Here is a 20385-nt window from a genome sequence, read left to right on the forward strand (position 1 = left end):
GTCGAAAACGCGACGGCCACATTCTTATTCGAGGGGTGCGGCGCTGAACCCCGGTGAGCAACCGAGAAGTCGGTGCTGCCTAGTACGCCGAGAAGACGTTGTCGATGGAGCCGTAGCGGTGCGCCGCGTAGTTGCAGGCGGCGGTGATGTTGGCGACCGGGTCGTAGATGTCCCAGGACGTTCCGTCGACGTGGTACGCCTGGAAGGTGGGATCGATCACCTGCATCAGGCCCTTGGACGGGATGCCCGCGGCGGCGTTGGAGTCGTACAGGTTGATGGCCTGCGGGTTGCCACCCGACTCACGCTGGATGTTGCGGAAGACGCCGTCGTAGCTGCCGGGGATGCCGTGCTGGCCCATGACGAACAGGGCATTCTGGATCCAGCCGTTCAGGTCGTTGCCGAAGGCCGGGGGGAGGACCTGGTTGAACGGGGCCGGGAGGCCCTGGACGACCTGACGGACCTGGTCCTGCTGCGCAGCGGGGAGGCCGTTGTCGAGCTGGGTGGCCTGCTGCTGGACCTGCTGAGCGGTGGCCTGGAACTCGGGCGGGACGCCGTTGATGTCGGCGGCGGCCGGACCGGCGGCGATCACGGCCGAGACGGCCAGGGCCGCGGCGGCTGCGCCGGTGATGGTCTTGACGGGCTGGGCGAACAGGTTTCGTTTCATGGTGGTAACAGGCGCAGAGCTCACCACGGCGGGCACCCGGAGGAACTCGCCGATGCACTGCATGGGTTGTGATGTGCAAGTGGCGGAACGAGATAGGGGATATTTCCCAGCTATCACCGTTCAGTCACGCTCCCGCCGAAGGCGGCGGTCTCTGCGTGGTAGTCACCGGCTCATTTCGAGCTGGTATCGGCCTTCACCGACTGATCACAGACTGATCTCGCCAAGTAAACGCAAACTGAACACAGGATGAACACTCGGTGCGAACTAGCCGAGTGGTTCGTCACAGCAATCTGACAGCGTCACCTGTCCGGCCCGTTTCGCCCGCTGATCACCGCTGCGCGCGGTACTTCGCCCGCTGTTCGGGAGCGAGATGCTCGGTCGCGTAACTCAGTGCGGTACGGCCCATATCCGCCGCGTGCGCGTCCAGAAATCCGGTGAGAATCGCGGAATCCACCCGCTTGCCGATCTCCCGCAGCATCCAGCCCACCGCCTTCTGGATCAGATCGCGGCGATCGGAGAGCAGGCGTTCGCACAGCTCGAGCGTGGTCGCGGTATCGCGCTGCTTGATGAACGCGAATGTGGTCAGCAGGGCCACCCGCCGCTCCCAGAGCGAATCTCCCGATGCGAATTCGTCGAGCAGGTCCCGGGGACGTTCCAACAGCCACGGGCCGAGAATGAACTCGGCCGAGGAATCCACCAGATCCCAGTTGTTCACCCGGCCGCGGCGCACGGCCGCCACATACAGATCGACGATCTCCCGTTGTCGCGCCGCATCACCGCCGCGATTGTGTGTCCCGCCCCCGCGTTTGCGTGTCGCCCTGGCCATTTCGCCGTTCAGAATCACCAATGCGGCCAGCCGGTGCTCGTGCACCGGACTGTCGAGCAACAGATCGATCTCCGAAAGCGGCAGGCCGGCAAATTGTTTCACCGCCTTCCGGGTCTGCGGAACCCGGACGCCGATGAATACATCCCCTTCCCCGTACTCACCCGGCCCGGTTTTGAAGAACCGCTGCAGATGCACCGCGTCGGCCGGATCGGCGAAGGCCGCCAATTCCGCCTGTACCGCGGCCGCCGTCAGGGTTTTCGACGGCACGCCGGTTCCGCTCATCGCGCCTCCTGCGTCCGTGAGCCGGAGAGTCTGTCGATCGAATTCTAGATCTCTATCAAGCGGTTTCAGCCGCGGCCTGTAACAGCACCTCGCCGAATTTCCGCATGTGATCCGCTCCGCCGTACCAGGCCGCCACCAATTCCACGGCCGCCGTGCGGGTGCGCCGCGCGACCTCGGCCAATTCGGCGACGGTGATCTCGCCGGATTCGACCGCCGCCGCGGCCACGTCCAGATCGTGGCTGGCCACCAGCAGCCGCATGATGTGGTGCAGATCGATGGTGGCGTCGCCGGTCCGGAACTCGGCGCCGGCCTTGGTCTGCGCCGGGGTCGAATCCGGCTGCGCCACAGCGGGTTCCGGGGCGGCGCGCCGCCGGGACCTGACGCTCGCCGGACGCTCGGGCTTGGCCGGCGAAGCGGGCGCGCTCTCCCGCAGCGACGCCGCGACGGCCTCCAGGTCTTCCATCCGGGCGGGGGCCGGGCTCTCCAAGCGGGCGGGGCTCTCCAGCCGGGCCGGCGGCTCGGGGTCCGGCGCGTGCCGGCGACCGGTGGGGGCCTCGAGGTCGGCGGGCCGGCTCGCCGCGAATACGTCCTCGTGCACACCGGAATGGGCCACGAAGGGCGAGCCATTGGCGGCGGGGCGCACGGCGATCGTCTCGCTGTCCGCCACGGGCGCCGCCGCGTAGGGCTCGCTGTCGAGGGCGGCACTGGTGAACGATCCGCTGTCGGACATGGATCGGGCGTAGGGCGACCCGTTGGTGGCGGGTCGGACGGCGAAGGGCTCGCCGTTGGTGGCGGGTCGCACGGCGAAGGGCTCGCCATTGGTGGCGGGCATCGCGAGCGGTTCGCTGTCGGTGGTGATCCGAGCCGAGAACGGCTCGCCGTCGGCGGCGAGCCGGGCGGCCACCGCCTCCGGGTCCGCGGTGCGCTGCGGCAGATCGGGGGCGATCCGGCGCGGCAGCGCATCGGGTTCCGGTGTGGCGCGCAGGGTTACGGGCGCGGTCGACCACTGCACGGCCTGCTCCTGGCCATTTCGGCCCGGGCCGGCGTAGCCGCCGGTGTCGATGCCGGTCAGCACCGGGTTCGGCGACGTGCCCGGTGACGGGGTATCGGGATGGGTGAGTCGGTAGCCCGGCTGGCGCGCGGGGCGCGAATCCCCCGGGCCGGTGGTGAAATCGGCATCCATGGCCGACATTCTTACCGGCCCGCGGGAAGGGGTGCGACTCGGGCTGGGGCCGGGGCATGAGCGCAGGCACCGCGAAACCGGCTCACGATCAACAGTATTGGGGTGTTGACGCCGCTCAGCAATTGCTCGGAGCGGGTTCGCCGCGCAACCGCGCGTCGATCCACCACAGTGCGGCGGGCAGTCCCAGCACCGCCGCCGACAGATGTTCCGAGGACGGATTCATATCCATGTCCAGCCGCACCCCGGCCGCGCAATAGCGCTGATCGGTATTCACGATGGCGTCCACCGGAATAAGCGGATCAGTCGGCGAATGCCATTCGAAGATGGGTGTATTCGGCACCCCGTCGTACAGTTCCAGGCTGTTCTCCCGCAGCACCGACATCACCGCCGGATCGTCGATCAGCGAGGTGCTGGCCGCGAATTCGCGCGCACTGTGCCCGACGCCGATCGCCATGATCTGATGGGTGCAGCCATTGGCCATTGCGGGCATGTGCGGCGGCATCGGCCGCACCGCCGGCACGTCGCCCGGATCATGGCCGGCGAGGTCGGCCGGTTACGCGCTCAACCCAGGTGGGTCATGCCCGCCGCCACCACCTGCGCCACATTCAGAATCTCGTCGGCCGTCGGCAGCGGCACCCCGTCCAGGGCGTGCAACCGATCCGTACTCGCGATGGCCAGCATCGCCGACACCCACGCCGCCGCACACGCCCGCAATGTCCCCGGCTGCACCGGGGCCGGGGCGCTCGCCGCCAGCACCCGCGCGGTCGCGTCCAGCAGCTGATCCCGCATGCGGCGCAATTGTTTCCGCACATCCGGGTGGGTATCGGCCTCGCGCCACATGATCACCCGCAGCACCGAGGAATTGTTCTCGCGCAGATTCAGCGCGGCATCCATATTGACCAGGCTCTTGGCCGGATCGCCCGGCACCACCACCGACTCGATATCGTCCAGCGGCTGCGAGGGGACCCGCTCGGCCATGAGCGCCGACAGAATGGCGCCCTTGGTCGGGAAGTAGTAGAAGATCAGGCCCTTGGGCACCCCGGCCTCCTCGGCGATCGACGCCGTGGGAGTCGCGTCGAATCCATGGGCCGCGAAAAGCCTCTCGGCGGCATCCAGGATGAGCTGGCGAGCGTCACCGTCGACCTTCTTGCTGCGACGACGCCCCACCCGGCGGGGCGCGGGTCCCACATTGCGCAGCAGTTCAGACTCTGCTGTGCGCGGCGAATCCGATTCCGCCTTGCGTGATGTGGGCACTGCTCGACTTCCTCCTCACGCTTCGACGCGGAGGCGGCCGCCACCGGTCGGCGGACGTAGACGACAAGCATAACGCGCGGACGCGCCGGCCTCGCTGCGTCTCCCATGCTCACGAGGGCTGTGCACCCGTGAGCACGGAGAGCCGAGGCCGGCACGCCGCGAATCGGTCAGTGATGCGCCGCTGCGCCGAAGCGGCCCGACACCTCGGGCATCTCCGCCAGCGCGACCACGACCGTCAACGCACCCACGATCCACGCGACCCAGGATGCGCCGCTGTAGGAGTGGAAGTTCATCACCCACGGGGAGATGAACATCAGGACGCCCAGCACGCCGAGCGCGTAGCCGACCATGCCGGTCGCCATTTCCGCGATCTGCGCCAGGCCCGCGAGTGCGACCAGCACGCCGAGCACCACGAGGGTCCACAGTGCGCGGTTGCTGTGCGCCACCCAGATCGGGGACAGCGCGGCGATTGCGCCGAGCACGACCGTCATGGCCTGCTCCGCGCGACTCACGGTGAACATGGAATGCCTCCTTTGAAAGGCCAGGGAATATGTTCTGATCCCGTTGTATTCCTGATTGACCGCCCGATCAATAAATGCCCGGATACGATTGGGCCGCATCTCGGGTGTGACGGTCGACACGTCGGCGCGCGACTTCGGGAACCGCTATGGTTGGCGCATGTCGCACTCGGTAGAACACGTTCTAATTGTCGGCGCGGGCCTCGCGGGACTGCGCACGGCCGAAGAGCTGCGACGTGGCGGTTACACCGGCGAACTCACCCTGCTGGGCGACGAGAACCGCGCGCCCTACGACCGGCCGCCGCTGTCCAAACAGTACGTGCGCGGCGAAACCGACGACACCGCCCTGCGGCCCGCGGAATTCTTCACCGAGCAGCAGATCCGGCTGCGGCTGGGAGTCGCCGCCACCGGCGTCGACACCGCCGCCCGGCGGGTGCGGCTCTCCGACGGCAGCGAAGCCGGATACGACGCCCTGGTGATCGCCACGGGTTTGCGGCCGCGTCGAATCCCGGGTCTGCCCGAGGTCTCCGGCGTCCACGTGCTCCGCTCGCACTCCGACGCCCACGCCCTGCGCGAGCACCTCGGCAGCGCACGCAAGGCCGTGATCGTCGGCGCGGGCTTCATCGGCTGCGAACTGGCCGCCAGCTTCCGGTCCCGCGGCCTCGCGGTGACCATCGTCGAACCCCAGCCCACTCCCCTGTTCGCCGCCCTCGGCGAACAGGTCGGCGCGCTGGTGGCACGGCTCCACGAAACCGAGGGCGTCGAACTGCGGTGCGGGATCGGCGTGGAATCGCTTGTCACCGAGGACGACAGGGTCCGCGGCGTGCGGCTGACCGACGGCAGCGTGATCGACGCCGACCTGGTGGTCATCGGCATCGGATCGGTGCCCGTCACCGGCTGGCTCGACGACTCCGGCATCCCGCTGGCCGCGCCCGCCGAGGGCGGCGGCGTCCTCACCGACGACACCGGACGCACCAGTGTCCCGGGCGTCTGGGCGGTCGGCGACGTGGCCGCCTGGCCGCACGCGAGCGGCCGCAACAAGCGCGTCGAACACTGGACCAATGCCGGTGAGCAGGCCCAGCTGCTGGCCGCCGCGCTGCTGGGCGCCGACCGGTCCGCCGAGGTGCAGGTGCCCTACGTGTGGAGCGACCAGTACGACATGAAGATCCAGGTGCTCGGCATCCCGGCGCTCGCCGACGAGGTGCAGATCGTCGAGGACAAGGGGCGCAAGTTCCTCGCCCACTACCTGCGCGGCGGCGAACTCGTCGCGGTCGTCGGCGCGAGCATGGCCGGCAAGGTCATGAAGGCCCGCGCCCAGCTCGCCGCGACCCTGCGCCCCTCGGCGACAGTCGGCTGAGGCCCACTATCGCGGTCGGCTGAGCCTCTACCGCGGTCGCTGAGGCCCTCCGCCGGATCGGCTGAGGCTTTCCGCCGCGGTCGGCTGCGCCACGCCCACGCGGTTTTTCGACCCGCGGTTCGCGGCGGAGGCGGTTCCTTCACTACCGTGCAGGGTGTGATCGTCGCGCTCATCGACTCCGGACTGGGGCTGCTCCCCACGGCCGCCTGGTTGCGGAAGCTGCGGCCCGATCTCGACCTGCTGCTGCTCAACGACCCCGACGGCGCGCCGTGGGGGCCCAAACCCGAGCAGTGGGTCATCGACCGGGTACTGGACACCGCGCGCCTCGCCCTGGGTGAGGGCGCGGAAGTCATTGTGCTGCCCTGCAATACCGCCAGCGTGCAGGCCCTCGAACACGTCCGCACCATGGTCGGCCCCGGCGTGCCGGTCATCGGCACCGTGCCCGCCATCAAACCGGCCGCCGCGGCCTGCCGGAAGGTGGCGGTCTGGGCGACCGCGGCCACCACCGCCAGCGCCTACCAGGCCGACCTCATCGCCCGCTTCGGCGGCGACGCCGACATCACCGGCGTCGCCTGCCACGGCCTGGCCGACGCCATCGACCGCGGCGACCTCCCCGTCATCGCCGAGGCCATCGCCGACGCCGCCGCCCGCACCCCCGCCGACACCGAGGGCATCGTCCTCGGCTGCACCCACTACCCCCTCGTCCTGGACGACATCCTCACCGCCCTCCCCCCGGGCGTCCGCGTCTTCGACAGCGCCGAAGCCGTCGCCGGCCAAACCCTCCGCCGCATGGACGCCCTCGACCGCCCCACCGCGGGCGCCGGCACCGTCCGCGTCCTCGCCTCCGGCCGTGCCGCCCAACTTCCCACGGCCGCAGCCGCTTTCGAATCCGGCCGCCTGCTCGGCGGCACGGCCGCGGTCCGGCTCACCATATCCTGACGCGCGGATCTCCGAACACGGCGAAAGGGCCGTTCCCACACCGGGAACGGCCCTTTCGCCATCCAGAACGCAAACGGCGCCGCTCCTTTCGGAGCGACGCCGTTCGTCAGCGATTCAGAGAATCACCAGTGATTCCGGAAAATCACTTGATGATCTTGGTGACGCGACCGGCACCGACGGTGCGGCCACCCTCACGGATCGCGAAACGCAGGCCCTCGTCCATGGCGACCGGCTGGATGAGCTTGACGCTCATCTCGGTGTTGTCGCCCGGCATGACCATCTCGGTGCCCTCGGGGAGGGTCACGACGCCGGTCACGTCGGTGGTACGGAAGTAGAACTGCGGGCGGTAGTTGTTGAAGAACGGGGTGTGGCGGCCACCCTCGTCCTTCGACAGGATGTACGCCTGGCCCTCGAACTCGGTGTGCGGGGTGGTGGTACCCGGCTTCACGACGACCTGGCCGCGCTCGACATCTTCACGCTTGATGCCACGAACCAGCAGACCGACGTTGTCGCCCGCCTGGCCGTTGTCGAGCAGCTTGCGGAACATCTCGATGCCCGTGATGGTGGTCTTGGTGACCTTCTCGCGGATGCCGACGATCTCGACTTCCTCGTTCACGTTGATGATGCCACGCTCGATACGACCGGTGACGACGGTGCCACGACCGGTGATCGTGAAGACGTCCTCGATCGGCATCAGGAACGGCTTGTCGGTCTCACGGACCGGGTCCGGGATCGACTCGTCGACGGCGTTCATCAGCTCGACGATGGACTCGGTCCACTTCGGGTCACCCTCGAGGGCCTTCAGGCCGGAAACGCGGACGACCGGCGCCTCCTCGTCGAACTCCTGCGAACCCAGCAGCTCACGGACCTCCATCTCGACGAGCTCGAGGATTTCCTCGTCGTCGACCATGTCGGACTTGTTCAGGGCGACCAGGATGTAGGGCACGCCGACCTGGCGGGCGAGCAGCACGTGCTCGCGGGTCTGCGGCATCGGGCCGTCGGTGGCGGCCACGACCAGGATCGCGCCGTCCATCTGGGCGGCACCGGTGATCATGTTCTTGATGTAGTCCGCGTGACCCGGGGCGTCGACGTGCGCGTAGTGGCGCTTCTCCGTCTGGTACTCGACGTGGGAGATGTTGATCGTGATACCACGAGCCTTCTCCTCCGGCGCCTTGTCGATCTGGTCGAACGCGAAGGCCGCGTTCAGGTCCGGGTACTTGTCAGCCAGCACCTTGGTGATCGCGGCAGTCAGCGTGGTCTTGCCGTGGTCGACGTGACCAATGGTGCCGATGTTGACGTGGGGCTTCGTCCGCTCGAACTTCGCCTTCGCCACTGTTGTCCTCCTGGACTAGTTAGTGCGTTGCTTTTGCAGCAGTGCGGTTTTTTCTTACAGGGGGTCGTTCAGACGACCGACGCGGGACGGATTCTCGCAAACCCGTCCCGCAGCGAATTACTCGCCGGTCGCCTTGGCGATGATCTCCTTCGACACGTTGGCCGGAACCTCCGCGTACGAATCGAACACCATCGAGAAGTTCGCTCGGCCCTGGGTCTTCGACCGCAGGTCACCGATGTAACCGAACATCTCCGAGAGCGGAACCAGCGCCTTGACGACACGGGCACCACTGCGTTCCTCCATGGCCTGGATCTGGCCACGGCGGGAGTTCAGGTCGCCGATCACTTCGCCCATGTAATCCTCGGGCGTGGTGACCTCGACAGCCATGAGCGGCTCGAGGATCACCGGACCGGCCTTGCGGGCCGCTTCCTTGAGGGCCATCGCGCCGGCGATCTTGAACGCCATTTCCGAGGAGTCGACCTCGTGGTAGGCGCCGTCGAGCAGCGAGACCTTCATGTTGACCAGCGGGAATCCGGCGAGGACACCGTACTGCATGGCGTCCTGCGCACCGGCGTCGACCGACGGGATGTACTCACGCGGAACGCGGCCACCGGTGACCTTGTTCTCGAACTCGTACGTCGCGCCGTCCTCGCCCACGAAGGGCTCCAGGCCGATGATCACGCGGGCGAACTGACCCGAGCCACCGGTCTGCTTCTTGTGGGTGTACTCGAGCTTCTCGACCTTCTTGGTGATGGTCTCGCGGTACGCCACCTGCGGCTTGCCGATGTTGGCCTCGACCTTGAACTCGCGCTTCATGCGGTCCACGTAGATGTCGAGCTGCAGCTCGCCCATACCGCCGATGACGGTCTGGCCGGTCTCCTGGTCCAGCTTCACGTTGAAGGTGGGGTCCTCCTCCGCGAACTTCTGGATCGCGACGCCCAGCTTCTCCTGGTCGGCCTTGGTCTTCGGCTCGATGGCCACCTCGATGACCGGGTCCGGGAAGGTCATGGACTCCAGCACGATCTGGTTCTGCGGATCGCACAGGGTGTCACCCGTGGTGGTGTCCTTCAGGCCGATGACCGCGTAGATGTGGCCGGCCACACCCTCGGAAACCGGGTTCTCCTTGTTGGAGTGCATCTGGAACAGCTTGCCCAGACGCTCCTTCTTGCCCTTGGTCGCGTTGATGACCTGGGCGCCGGAGTCGACCTTGCCCGAGTACACGCGAACGTAGGTCAGTTTGCCGAAGAACGGGTGGGTGGCGATCTTGAACGCCAGCGCCGCGAACGGCTCGTCCGAGCTCGGCTTGCGGGTGAGGACCTCGTCCTCCTTGCCCGGCACGTGACCGTGCACGGACTCGACGTCCAGCGGGGACGGCAGGTAGTCGATGACGGCGTCGAGCATGGGCTGCACGCCCTTGTTCTTGAACGCCGAACCGCAGAGCACCGGGTAGAGCTCCGAGTTCACGGTCATCTTGCGGATGGCGCCCTTGATCTCCTCGACCGAGAGCTCCTCGCCGCCGAAGAACTTCTCCAGCAGGGCCTCATCGGACTCGGCGACGGTCTCGAGCAGCTCCTGGCGGTACTGCTCGGCGCGGTCCTTCAGATCGGCCGGGATCTCGACGACCTCGTACTGCTCACCGAGCTTGGTCTCGCCCCGCCAGACCTTGGCATTGTTCTCGACCAGGTCGACGATGCCCTCGAAGGTGTCCTCGGCGCCGATCGGCAGCTGGATGACCAGCGGCTTCGCGCCCAGGCGGTCCTTGATGGTCTGGACGGTGAAGTAGAAGTCGGCGCCCAGCTTGTCCATCTTGTTGACGAAGCAGATGCGCGGGACGTCGTACTTGTCGGCCTGGCGCCACACCTGCTCGGACTGCGGCTCGACGCCTTCCTTGCCATCGAACACCGCGACGGCGCCGTCGAGGACGCGCAGCGAGCGCTCGACCTCGACCGTGAAGTCCACGTGGCCGGGGGTGTCGATGATGTTGATCTGGTTGTCTTTCCAGAAACAGGTCGTCGCGGCCGACGTGATGGTGATGCCGCGTTCCTGCTCCTGCGCCATCCAGTCCATGGTGGCGGCGCCGTCGTGCACCTCACCGATCTTGTAGGTGATACCGGTGTAGAAGAGGATGCGTTCGGTAGTCGTCGTCTTACCGGCATCGATGTGGGCCATGATGCCGATGTTGCGGACCTTGTGCAGGTCGGTGAGCACGTCCTGTGCCACGGAAATCTTCCCCGCTCGTAGCTAGTTGGGATTCAACGGGATAGGCCTCGAGTTCTCCGAAGCCCTCGGTGTCAACGTCGGGCGCGACGCGTGGGTGCCTCGCTTGGAACAGCTCAGCTGTCGCGCCCGACATGTGACTCGTCTCCCGGCACTTCCGAACGGAGGGCCGGGCCACAGGTCACCAGCGGTAGTGCGCGAAGGCCCGGTTGGACTCGGCCATCTTGTGGGTGTCCTCGCGACGCTTCACCGAAGCGCCCAGGCCGTTGCTGGCGTCCAGCAGCTCGTTGGCCAGACGCTCGATCATGGTCTTCTCGCGACGAGCGCGGGAGTAGTTGACCAGCCAGCGCAGCGCCAGGGTGTTGGCGCGGCCGGGACGAACCTCGACCGGCACCTGGTAGGTGGCGCCACCGACGCGGCGGGGCTTCACCTCGAGGGCGGGCTTGACGTTGTCGAGCGCGCGCTTGAGGGTGACGACCGGGTCGGTGCCGGTCTTCTCACGAGCCTGCTCGAGGGCGCCGTAGACGATGCGCTCGGCGGTGGACTTCTTGCCGTCCAGCAGGATCTTGTTGACCAGCTGCGTCACCAGGGGCGAGCCGTAGACCGGGTCGTTGATCAGGGGACGCTTGGGAGCGGGACCCTTACGCGGCATTAGCTCTTCTCCTTCTTGGCGCCGTAGCGGCTGCGGGCCTGCTTGCGGTTCTTGACACCCTGGGTGTCGAGCGAGCCGCGGATGATCTTGTAGCGCACACCCGGGAGGTCCTTCACACGACCGCCGCGGACGAGCACCATCGAGTGCTCCTGCAGGTTGTGGCCCTCACCAGGGATGTAAGCCGTGACCTCGACCGCGCTGGTCAGGCGAACACGCGCGACCTTACGCAGCGCGGAGTTCGGCTTCTTCGGGGTCGTGGTGTACACGCGGGTGCACACGCCACGACGCTGCGGGCTCCCCTTGAGGGCCGCAGTCTTGGTCTTGGCGACCTTGTCGCGGCGACCCTTGCGGACCAGCTGGTTGATGGTTGGCATAGACCGGCTTTCCTTTTAGTAACCAGGTGTCTGGAACTTCATGTCTTTGTCATTCGAGCTTCCCGCCCTGTTCTCATGGCATTTCGTCTCCACGAGGTCGGGCGTGTCGTGCACAGTTCAGAGGCCTTTTTCAAGGCATGCTGAAACGGTCAGCCGCTCTCGCTGGCCTACGTACTGCACATCAACTTGCCCGCATGCTCCGGGCACAGCGGTCCACGATACTCGTCGGCTCTTTCAGGGGCAAAAGAGGGTCCCCCCACCGGGCCTGGTAGAGCCGTTATCGAGCCAGGTTCAACGTCAGCTCGACCAGCTTGCGCGCCGCATCGCAGGGGTCCGCATGCTGAGATCCGCTGCGGTAGTTGACCCACCAGCCGACGATGCCGGTATCCGCGGCCGGTGCGCTCACGCCGCAGGAGTCCGGATCGTTCGGGCGGCGGGTTTCCACCGAGCGGCGGCCCTGCACGGTTATGTCGTTGGTCACATACTTCAGGCGGTCGTTGTTCTGCTTCTCGTTGTTGAGCGAGCCCAGCTCGTACCAGCTGAGCGTGACCATGCCGCTGCCGGCGGTGCCGCCGGTGAGATTCCACATGCAGACCGCGCCATTGAAGGACGGCTCCACATACATGTTGTCGCCCACCGATTTCGCGATGTCGTCCTGGGCGACCACCTGGCATTCGCGCAGCAGCTTGTCGAAATTGGTGTTGATGCGCGAGGTTCCGCCGGTACCGGTGCCGGTGGTGCCGCCCGCGGGCAGCGCGCTGCCGGGGACGGTCTTGCCGCAGCCGCCCAGCGCGGCGGTCAGGGCCAGCACCGAGAGGGCGATCGCGCCGCGCACCCGCCTGGATCGACCTGACATTCCGGTCCCTCTCATCCGAGCCGCTGCACGGTCAGTTCGGCCATCTTGCGGGTGCGGTCACACGGGTTGCCGAGGTTGCCGCTGCTGAATACGCCGTAGGAGATGGACCATTCGAAGAAGTCGTCGTCGAGCTGCACCGCGAGATCGCAGACGGCGTTGCTGGGGTCCAGGGCCTGGAAGCCCTTCTTCCCGCCCACCTCGATGGTGTCCGGGGTGCGGCCCACGCTGGCGACCCACGCCTTCTCGCGATCGATGGGGCTGCCGCGGTAGGAGGCGAAAGTGACGCTGGAGGAACTGATTCCGCCGGCCTGCCAGTTGCAGCCGGTCGAGTTCTTGAAGACGGTGGTGAGGGTGCCGAGCCCACCCAGGTCGCGTACCTCGTCATCGGTGAGGTGGCCGCATTCCCCGACGAACGGGCCCAGCGCCGCCACCTTCTGCGGCGGGCGGAACCCCGGTTCGTCGCCGGAATCGCTCTTCCCCCCGCACGCCGACAGCAGCAACGCGAGGCTCAACCCCGTGACAACCGCGGACGCCATTCGCATGGACCCGACTCTACTGTGCACAGCCAGCAGCAGCCGTTGCACGGAGAGCGAAACCCCATGGTTCGCGGCGCGTCTCGTTCTGGACCGAGCGGAGCGGGGGGAGCGAACGGCTCCATAGACCTGCGACCTTCAGCGCCGCGAACCCCGGAGCGAAGCGGAGGGCGAATTGGATACAGCTCAGAGGTTTCCGCGTGCCTCTTGTTCCCGCTCGATGGCCTGGAAGAGCGCCTTGAAGTTGCCCTTGCCGAAGCCGAGGGAGCCGTGGCGTTCGATCAGCTCGAAGAAGACGGTGGGCCGGTCGGTGATGGGCTTGCAGAAGATCTGCAGCAGGTAGCCGTCCTCGTCACGGTCGACCAGAATGCCGCGGCGCTGCAGTTCGGCGACCGGGACGCGGACGTGGCCGATGCGGGCGCGCAGTTCCGGGTCCTCGTAGTAGCTGTCGGGGGTGTCGAGGAATTCGATGCCCTCCCGGCGCAGCACGTCGACGGCGGCGAGGATGTCGCCGGTCGCCAGCGCGATGTGCTGGACGCCGGGGCCGCGGTAGAACTCGAGGTACTCGTCGATCTGGGAGCGCTTGCGGCTGGGGGCGGGTTCGTTGAGCGGGAACTTGACCCGGTGGTTGCCGTTGGCCACCACCTTGCTCATCAGGGCGGAGTACTCGGTGGCGATGTCGTCGCCGACGAATTCGGCCATGTTCTCGAAACCCATGACGCGCCGGTAGAACTCGACCCATTCGTCCATGCGCCCGAGTTCCACATTGCCGACCACGTGGTCGATGGCCTGGAAGATGCGCCGGGGTTGCCCGGCCCGCGGGGCGTAGGCGGAGCGGCGCGGGGTGTAGCCGGGCAGGTAGGGGCCGTAGTAGCGGGAGCGGTCGACGAGGGTGTGCCGGGTGTCGCCGTAGGTGGCGATGGCGGCGGTGCGGACGGTGCCGTAGTCGTCGGTCTCGTCGTGCGGTTCGACCAGCACGGTGGCGCCCTGGGTGCGGGCGCGGCGGATGCAGCGGTCCACGTCGGGGACCTCGAGCGCAATGTCCACCACCCCGTCCCCGTGCAGATCGTGGTGTGCGACAAGCGGACTGGCCGGATCCACCGCACCCTTGACGACGAATCGGGCGCCGCCGCTGCGCAGCGCGAACGCCTTGTGGTCACGATTGCCGGTTTCGGGACCCGAGTAGGCCTCCAGCCGCATGCCGAAGGCGGACTGGAGGTAGTGCGCGGTCTGGGTGGCATTGCCGACCACCCAGACGATGGCGTCCCAGCCCAGCACGGGGAACGGGTCGGCAGCGGCATCGTGGTCCACCAGGCCGACGAGGCGGCGGAGTTCGTCGTCGCCGGGCAGGTCGCCGGATCGGGCCCGAGCGAACCCGGGGCGGGCGTGGGCGCTGCCGTGGTGTCCTGCGTCGATGCTCATGTGCCCAGGAAAGGCCCAGCGGCGCGACTAGGCAATATCGCCGAATTCCACTGGACACTCTGGTGAATTGCACCACCATCTGCCGCCGGGTGCTGGACAATTTGAATAGCAGCGAACTCACGAGCGGAGGTTCCGCCATGTCCCGCACGCCCGCCCGGCTGGATGAGCTGGATCTGGCCATCCTCACCGCCATGCACGAGTACCAGAAGGCGGGCATTCTGGAACTCTCCCGCCGCACCCGGGTCGCCCGCGCCACCGTGCAGTCGCGCATCGCGCGCATGGAGGAGGCGGGGGTGATCTCCTCCTACGATCCGCAGATCGATGTCACCGCGGCCGGTTTCGATGTGCAGGCGTTCGTGACGCTGGAGATCGCGCAGGGCGCGCTGGAAGCGGTCGCCACCGACCTCGACGCCATCCCCGGGGTGCTGGAGGCCTACGCCACCACCGGTTCCGGGGATGTGCTGTGCCGGATCGGCGCGGATTCGCACGCCGGATTGCAGGCGGTCCTGCTGAGTATCGACCGGACCAGCTCGGTGGTGCGATCGCACAGCGTGGTGGTGTTGTCCACCGTCGTGCCGCAGCGCACCCTGCCGCTGCTGCGCACGCTCACCCCGTCCGGGTCGAGCAAGGCGCCGGCGTACCGCGCCGTGCGCTGAGAATCCGCGACGGGATCGCTTGGTCAGGGCCGCAGGTCCACTCCGGGATCGAGGATTTCGATGACGGGCTTGCGGTCCGGTTCCGAGAAGGACAGCAGGGCAGCGGCTTCCGCCTCCACCGCGGCGCGGTCGGCGCGGGACCAGCCGGCGTGCGGGCTGATCCGCAGCGACGCGGTGTCCCCCTTGGCGAACACCTTGTAGACGCCCGACAGGAAGCCGTCGATCAGGATCGGGGAGACCTGGTTGGCGAAGGCGCGCAGGGGCGGGGCATTGCCGTCGGGGACGATGCGGGTGCGGTCCTGGTGGGACAGGATGGCGTTGTCGTACCAGCCGAGCAGGCGGACGGGGACGGGCTGGTCCGGGTCGGCGAGGGTGGCGTCGGCGGCGTCGTAGAGGGTGCGGCCGCGGTCGTCGGTGTAGGTGCGGACCCGGTCGCCGAGCTTCTCGACGGCCTTCTTCATGCCGGTGAGCTTGGACCAGGTCTGCATGTCCATGGTGGTGGCGGGACCGAAGGCGCGCAGATAGCGCAGCAGCAGTTCCTCGAGCGGGTAGCCGGGGTCGAGGGATGCGCCGAGCCAGGGTTGCAGGCGGGACCAGACCGGGCGGCTGCTGTCGCCCCACCGGCCGCGCGGCGGGGTCTGCAGGACGGGGAGCTGGTAGAGCCAGGCCTGCACGATCGCGCCGGGATCGCGGTCCGGGTACCGGGCGGCGGCGTGTTCGCGCAGCGTCGCGGCGGGGGTCGGCTCGTCGCCGAATACCTCTTCCCCCTGCGCGCGCACCTCCTCGGGATCCAGGCCGACCAGCGCGCCGAAGTTGAAACCCTTACGGAAGGGGATCTTTTCGAGTTCCGGCTGGATGTGCGGGGCGATGCGCAGTGCGTCGGGCGGGGTGACCAGATGAATGGTGCCGCGCATCAGGGTGATTCGCACCAGTGACCGGTCATCGAGCGCCTTCGACACCGTCTCGGGATCGAAATCGGCTGTGCGGCTCCACAATGCGACGAATGGCGGCAGCATGTCCTGCGCCTGCAGGCCGATGAGGTGGTCGCACAGCTCGTGCACGCCGAGCCCGGACCGCTCGAGCAGATGCTGACGCGCGAGCAGGGTCCGATTCAGCACCCGGTTGGACAGCTTCACGATCGGTGACGCTACGGGAGCCGGGCGCGGTGCGCGCGCGATCGCGCCGGGCGATCCGGGTCAGCGGAGGGTGACGACGACCTTGCCGGTGGCGGTGCGCTTGTCGAGGGCGGAGACCGCCTCGGCGGTGTGCGCGAGGGCGTAGAGCACGGGCTCCGGCGGGGTGATCTTGCCGTTCGCGAGCAGCGGTTCCACCTCCGCCCACTGCTCCTGCAGGTAGCCCGGGTGGGACATGACCCACTCGCCCCAGGCCGCGCCGATCACCTCGACGTTCTTGAGCAGCAGGCGGTTCACCTTGACGGTGGGGATGTCGCCCGCGGTGAAGCCGACCACCAGCAGCCGCCCGGCCGAAGCCAGCGAGCGAATGCTGTCGGTGAAGCGGTCGCCGCCGACCGGGTCGAGCACGATGTCGACGCCGCGGCCGCCGGTGAGTTCCTTGACCGCGGCCAGCCAGCCGTCGGTGAGCACCACGTCGGTGGCCCCGTTGGCCCGCGCGACCTCGGCCTTCTCCTCCGTGCTCACCACGGCGATGACGCGCCCAGCGCCCAACGCCTGCGCCATGCGCAGCGTGGAGGTGCCGATGCCGCCGGCGGCGCCGTGCACCAGCACGGTCTCCCCCGGGGCCAGCCGGCCGCGGTTGCGGAGGCAGAAGTGCACGGTCAGGTCGTTGAACAGCACGCCCGCCCCGGACTCCAGCGAGACATTGTCGGGCAGTGTGAAGACCATTTCCGCCGGCGCCACCGCGACTTCCGCGGCCGCATTGCCGAGCAGGGTCAGCGCGACCACCCGGTCGCCGGGCCGCACGTGCGAGCCCTCCGGCGCCTCGCGCACGATGCCGCCGACCTCGCAGCCGACGACGTAGGGCAGCGGCGGCTTCATCTGGTACAGGCCGCGGGTCATGAGTACATCGGGGAAGGCGATCCCGGCCGCGTGCACGTCGATGACGACGCCGCCCGGATACCCCGCCGGCTCGGGAATCTCGAGAACCTCGATGGCCTCCGGGCCTTCCAGCTTGCTCACCACGGCTGCGCGCATTCTCGATCAACTCCGATCAATTCACCGGCGGATACCAGCCGAACGTAGCACCCCGCGCCTTCAGCGGACGGCCGAGAGCAACAACATCATTCGGCAGGCGCGAAGGAATTCGGTCGCCGAGGCTCAGCGATGGGCGTATTCGATCATGGACTCATTGGCCGCGACCTGACCGCCGGTGGTGATGACCAAGCTGTAGGCGGTGATCCGGTACTGCGTGCCGTCGGTGGGATTGGTGACCGTGAAGCCGCCGGTGCCGTCGGGCACCGGGTCGTCGAGCTGAATGCCCGCGTTGTCGCTGATGCGGACGCCCTTGTAGTAGAAACGGCCGGTCGCGGTGCGGCACACCACCAGGCGCGATTTGTCGGTGCGGCCGATGGCCATGGCCGGGTCGTCGGCATTGCAGCGCGGCGGCTGCGCGGTGAAACCCTGTGTGTCCGTACCGGATACGGTGCCCGAGAGCGGGACCAGGGTGGTGGTCGGGGCGGTCGTGCGGGCGGTGGTCATGGAGGTGTACGCGGCGGTGGTCTGCGCCGGACCGGTGACCGTCGTGACGCCGCCGGCACCGTTGCCACCGGTCTTGCCGGACAACAGTGCCCACGCGAGCACCGCGCCCAGCACCAGGACCACCCCGATGAGCGCGCCCACCAGCAGCGGCAGGTTGTTGCGCTGCCGGGGCGGCAACGGCAGCGGCGCGGAGGGGTGCTCGCGGGGCAGGGCCGGGTGTACGTAGGGCGCTGCGGGGTTTGCGGCGTAGGACGCTGCCGGGTTCTCGTGCGGCGCGTGACCGGGCAGGTACCCGGCCTGCCCGGCGGGAATCGGGCGCAGCACGGTCGGTTCGTTGTTGCCCGGCCCGGTGTGCGGACCGGAAATCCGACCGCCGCGGGGGTAATCCACCGGGCCCGAGGGATGGGCGCCCCCGGGGACATTGCCGGACCCGGACGGGTGACCCGGGCGCGGGTATTCGACGGAGCCCGACGGCTGGTCGAGGTAATTCGGCCCGGAGTGCCCGGGCGGGACGGCCGGGGAGCCGATGGTCGGCGGGGCGGGCGGCACGGTGGTGCGGGTGGGCTCGCCGTGGCCGGCCCGTATCAGCGCGGCCCGGGCGGCGCGAGCGAGCTGCCCGGCGGTGGCGTAGCGCCGGGTCGGATCCTTGGCCATGCCGATGGCGACCACCTGGTCCAGGCCGACCGGGACCCCGGCGCGGACACTGGGCCGCGGCGGAGGCGTGAGCATGTGGGCCCGGATGGTGGCGAGATTGCCCTCCACCCGGAACGGCGGCCCGCCGGTGAGGCATTCGTAGAGCACGCAGGCCAGCGCGTAGATGTCGGCGCCGGGCGAGACCGAGGCATTGTGCTCGAAGCGTTCCGGGGCCATGTAGGCGAAGGAGCCGATGGCATTGCCGGTCTGAGTGAGCTGGACGTCGGACTCGGTGTGCGCGATGCCGAAATCCACCAGGTAGGCGAAGGTTTCGCCGGTGAGCAGGATATTGGCGGGTTTGACGTCGCGGTGCACGAGTCCGCTCTCGTGGGCGGCGTCGAGTGCGGCGGCGACCTGCTCCACCACGGTGACGGCCTGCTCGGGCACCATCGGGCCCTCGTCGTGCAGGTAGGCCTTGAGGTCGCGGCCGCGCACCAGCCGCATGTCGATGAACAGGACGCCGTCCACCTCACCCCAGTCGTGTACCGGAATGACGTGCGGTTCCTGGAGTTTGGCGGCGGTGCGGGATTCACGGCGGAAGCGCTCGACGTAGGTGGGCTGCCGCGCCAGGTCGACATCCAGCAGTTTCACCGCGACCACCCGGTCGCGCACCGTGTCGTAGGCCTCGTAGACCTCGCCCATGCCGCCGACCCCGAGCAGCCGCCGCAACTCGTACTGCCCGAACCGCGAACCGGCCCTCGCCCCTGCGGCCACCCTGCGTCGTCCTCCCTGCCGCTGGATATACAACAGGAAAGGCTACGGGCCGTGCGACGCACTGTCATTCCCTCGATCGCGGCACCGTCGTTCCGCCGATGACCGCGACTGTGCGCGACGGCCCCGTCAAGCCCCGAACAGTGCCGTTTCCCATTCGGCTGGACTGATCTCCGCAGCCGAGAAACACTGTCGTTCCCCGAACAGAAGTACAGGTGACTCGACGTGAGTGTGTCCCGCACGCCCCGTAGAGTCATGTCACGGACTTCGGTCAGTAGGCACCTCACCGGTGCTTTTGGAAAGACATGCGGCACACCGTGCAGCGCGAGGAGCACCAGTGTCACTCGATGAGCCACTCGCCCCGCTTCCCCAGGAGGGCATGGGCTTCGCTTCCGCGTGGCCCGTCCGAGCCGGCGACATGGATCCCTATCAACGGCTGCGATTCGATGCCGTGGCCCGCTACCTCCAGGACATCGCCTGGGAGGAAATGCAATCCGGATTCTTCCATCGGACGGATCCGGCCTGGATCGTGCGGCGCACCGTGGTGGACGTGGTGCGGCCCATCCACTGGCCGGACCGGGTGGAACTGCGGCGCTGGTGTTCGGCCATGTCGACGCGGTGGACCAATATGCGGGTGCGAATCACCAGCGAGAACGGCGGCCTGATCGAGACCGAAGGGTTCTGGATCAATATCAACGAGTTCACCAATATGCCGACCCGGATCAGTGACGAGGGCCTGGCCGAGCTCGCCCGCACCACCGATCAGCACCGGCTGCGCTGGCGGCCCTGGCTCACCGATCCCACGCCGCCGGAATCGGATGTGGATCTGCCGTTCCCGGTGCGTGCCACCGATATCGACCAGTACAACCACGTGAACAACGCGGCCTACTGGCAGGCGGTGGAGCAGTACCTGGTCGACTACCCGAAGCTGGTGGCCGGGCCGCATCGCGCGGTCATCGAGTACGTGGCGCCGGTGCTGGCGCGCCAGCACATCAGCGTGCGCAGCCGGTACGAGCCGGGCGATCGGACCGGGCATCCGGCGGCGCTGCGGCTGTGGTTCGTGGTGGGCGGAGTGACGACCACGGCGGTGCGCATCGGGCCGCTGCCCAGCTGAATCCGATACTGCCCAACTGAATCCGGTACTGCCGAGCTGAATTCGATACTGCCGAGCTGAATTCGATACTGCACCCGAACAACCGCGAAAACGGCTGTGGCCCCACCCATTACAGGTGGGGCACAG

Annotated in this window: 19 protein-coding genes and 1 pseudogene; 4 read left to right on the forward strand and 16 right to left on the reverse strand. The window is 68.0% G+C overall.

Annotated features, from left to right (window positions below):
• Positions 1-79 precede the first annotated feature (79 nt).
• The 6 genes and pseudogenes from ACWEKS_RS37715 to ACWEKS_RS37740 all read right to left on the reverse strand — a co-directional run bounded on the left by ACWEKS_RS37715 (position 80) and on the right by ACWEKS_RS37740 (position 4730).
• Positions 80-664 carry a transglycosylase SLT domain-containing protein gene (locus tag ACWEKS_RS37715; RefSeq protein ID WP_452344525.1) on the reverse strand — a complete coding sequence of 195 codons (585 nt, stop codon included), beginning with the start codon at positions 662-664 and terminating at the stop codon, positions 80-82.
• A gap of 328 nt (positions 665-992) precedes the next feature.
• Entirely contained in the window at positions 993-1772 is a 780-nt protein-coding gene (locus ACWEKS_RS37720; RefSeq protein ID WP_452344526.1) for a DNA alkylation repair protein, read from the reverse strand.
• 55 nt (positions 1773-1827) lie between these two features.
• Positions 1828-2955 (reverse strand): hypothetical protein, encoded by a 1128-nt coding sequence (locus ACWEKS_RS37725; protein WP_452344527.1) that lies wholly within the window; start codon positions 2953-2955, stop codon positions 1828-1830.
• Positions 2956-3070: 115 nt separating this feature from the next.
• Positions 3071-3436 (reverse strand): annotated as a pseudogene (locus ACWEKS_RS37730) (lipase family protein); the annotation flags it as partial.
• A gap of 80 nt (positions 3437-3516) precedes the next feature.
• Positions 3517-4143 carry a TetR/AcrR family transcriptional regulator gene (locus ACWEKS_RS37735; protein ID WP_379389359.1) on the reverse strand — a complete coding sequence of 209 codons (627 nt, stop codon included), beginning with the start codon at positions 4141-4143 and terminating at the stop codon, positions 3517-3519.
• A gap of 233 nt (positions 4144-4376) precedes the next feature.
• A complete protein-coding gene (locus tag ACWEKS_RS37740; protein WP_354836478.1) occupies positions 4377-4730 on the reverse strand; it encodes an SPW repeat protein in 354 nt (117 codons plus the stop codon).
• Between the two features lie 157 nt (positions 4731-4887).
• Here ACWEKS_RS37740 and ACWEKS_RS37745 point away from each other — a divergent pair, with 157 nt between their 5' ends.
• Both ACWEKS_RS37745 and ACWEKS_RS37750 read left to right on the forward strand, forming a co-directional pair.
• A complete protein-coding gene (locus ACWEKS_RS37745) occupies positions 4888-6084 on the forward strand; it encodes an NAD(P)/FAD-dependent oxidoreductase (RefSeq protein ID WP_452344528.1) in 1197 nt (398 codons plus the stop codon).
• A 156-nt stretch (positions 6085-6240) separates the two neighbouring features.
• The gene (locus ACWEKS_RS37750; protein WP_452344529.1) at positions 6241-7023 is read left to right on the forward strand and encodes a glutamate racemase; all 783 of its coding nucleotides are present in this window, start codon (positions 6241-6243) and stop codon (positions 7021-7023) included.
• A 142-nt stretch (positions 7024-7165) separates the two neighbouring features.
• On the opposite strand, the gene tuf is transcribed toward ACWEKS_RS37750, so the two are convergent.
• The 7 genes from tuf to hppD form a co-directional block, all read right to left on the reverse strand.
• A complete protein-coding gene (gene tuf, locus ACWEKS_RS37755; protein WP_452344530.1) occupies positions 7166-8356 on the reverse strand; it encodes an elongation factor Tu in 1191 nt (396 codons plus the stop codon).
• Between the two features lie 117 nt (positions 8357-8473).
• On the reverse strand, positions 8474-10576 hold the full coding sequence (fusA, locus tag ACWEKS_RS37760) for an elongation factor G (RefSeq protein ID WP_364614108.1): 2103 nt from the start codon (positions 10574-10576) through the stop codon (positions 8474-8476).
• A 178-nt stretch (positions 10577-10754) separates the two neighbouring features.
• A complete protein-coding gene (gene rpsG / locus ACWEKS_RS37765) occupies positions 10755-11225 on the reverse strand; it encodes a 30S ribosomal protein S7 (RefSeq protein WP_030517120.1) in 471 nt (156 codons plus the stop codon).
• Entirely contained in the window at positions 11225-11599 is a 375-nt protein-coding gene (gene rpsL / locus ACWEKS_RS37770; protein ID WP_014353064.1) for a 30S ribosomal protein S12, read from the reverse strand. Before rpsL ends, rpsG begins: the two co-directional genes overlap by 1 nt.
• A gap of 277 nt (positions 11600-11876) precedes the next feature.
• Positions 11877-12455: a DUF3558 domain-containing protein gene (locus ACWEKS_RS37775; RefSeq protein WP_354836489.1), complete on the reverse strand. Its 579-nt coding sequence runs from the start codon at positions 12453-12455 to the stop codon at positions 11877-11879.
• Positions 12456-12466: 11 nt separating this feature from the next.
• The gene (locus ACWEKS_RS37780; protein WP_379389303.1) at positions 12467-12997 is read right to left on the reverse strand and encodes a DUF3558 domain-containing protein; all 531 of its coding nucleotides are present in this window, start codon (positions 12995-12997) and stop codon (positions 12467-12469) included.
• A 177-nt stretch (positions 12998-13174) separates the two neighbouring features.
• Complete coding sequence (gene hppD, locus ACWEKS_RS37785) at positions 13175-14410, reverse strand: 4-hydroxyphenylpyruvate dioxygenase (RefSeq protein WP_452344531.1); 1236 nt, start codon at positions 14408-14410, stop codon at positions 13175-13177.
• A gap of 137 nt (positions 14411-14547) precedes the next feature.
• Between hppD and ACWEKS_RS37790 the strand changes: the two genes are divergently transcribed.
• The gene (locus ACWEKS_RS37790) at positions 14548-15066 is read left to right on the forward strand and encodes an Lrp/AsnC family transcriptional regulator (RefSeq protein WP_452344532.1); all 519 of its coding nucleotides are present in this window, start codon (positions 14548-14550) and stop codon (positions 15064-15066) included.
• Between the two features lie 23 nt (positions 15067-15089).
• On the opposite strand, the gene ACWEKS_RS37795 is transcribed toward ACWEKS_RS37790, so the two are convergent.
• The 3 genes from ACWEKS_RS37795 to ACWEKS_RS37805 all read right to left on the reverse strand — a co-directional run bounded on the left by ACWEKS_RS37795 (position 15090) and on the right by ACWEKS_RS37805 (position 19148).
• Entirely contained in the window at positions 15090-16202 is a 1113-nt protein-coding gene (locus ACWEKS_RS37795) for a winged helix DNA-binding domain-containing protein (protein ID WP_452344533.1), read from the reverse strand.
• Between the two features lie 60 nt (positions 16203-16262).
• Positions 16263-17237: an NADPH:quinone oxidoreductase family protein gene (locus ACWEKS_RS37800; RefSeq protein WP_452344534.1), complete on the reverse strand. Its 975-nt coding sequence runs from the start codon at positions 17235-17237 to the stop codon at positions 16263-16265.
• Between the two features lie 123 nt (positions 17238-17360).
• Positions 17361-19148: a protein kinase domain-containing protein gene (locus ACWEKS_RS37805; RefSeq protein ID WP_452344535.1), complete on the reverse strand. Its 1788-nt coding sequence runs from the start codon at positions 19146-19148 to the stop codon at positions 17361-17363.
• Positions 19149-19482: 334 nt separating this feature from the next.
• Here ACWEKS_RS37805 and ACWEKS_RS37810 point away from each other — a divergent pair, with 334 nt between their 5' ends.
• Positions 19483-20259, forward strand: a complete 777-nt coding sequence (locus ACWEKS_RS37810) for an acyl-[acyl-carrier-protein] thioesterase (RefSeq protein ID WP_452344536.1) — start codon at positions 19483-19485, stop codon at positions 20257-20259.
• Positions 20260-20385: the final 126 nt, after the last annotated feature.

The sequence above is a fragment of the Nocardia sp. NPDC004711 genome (genome assembly GCF_053601595.1).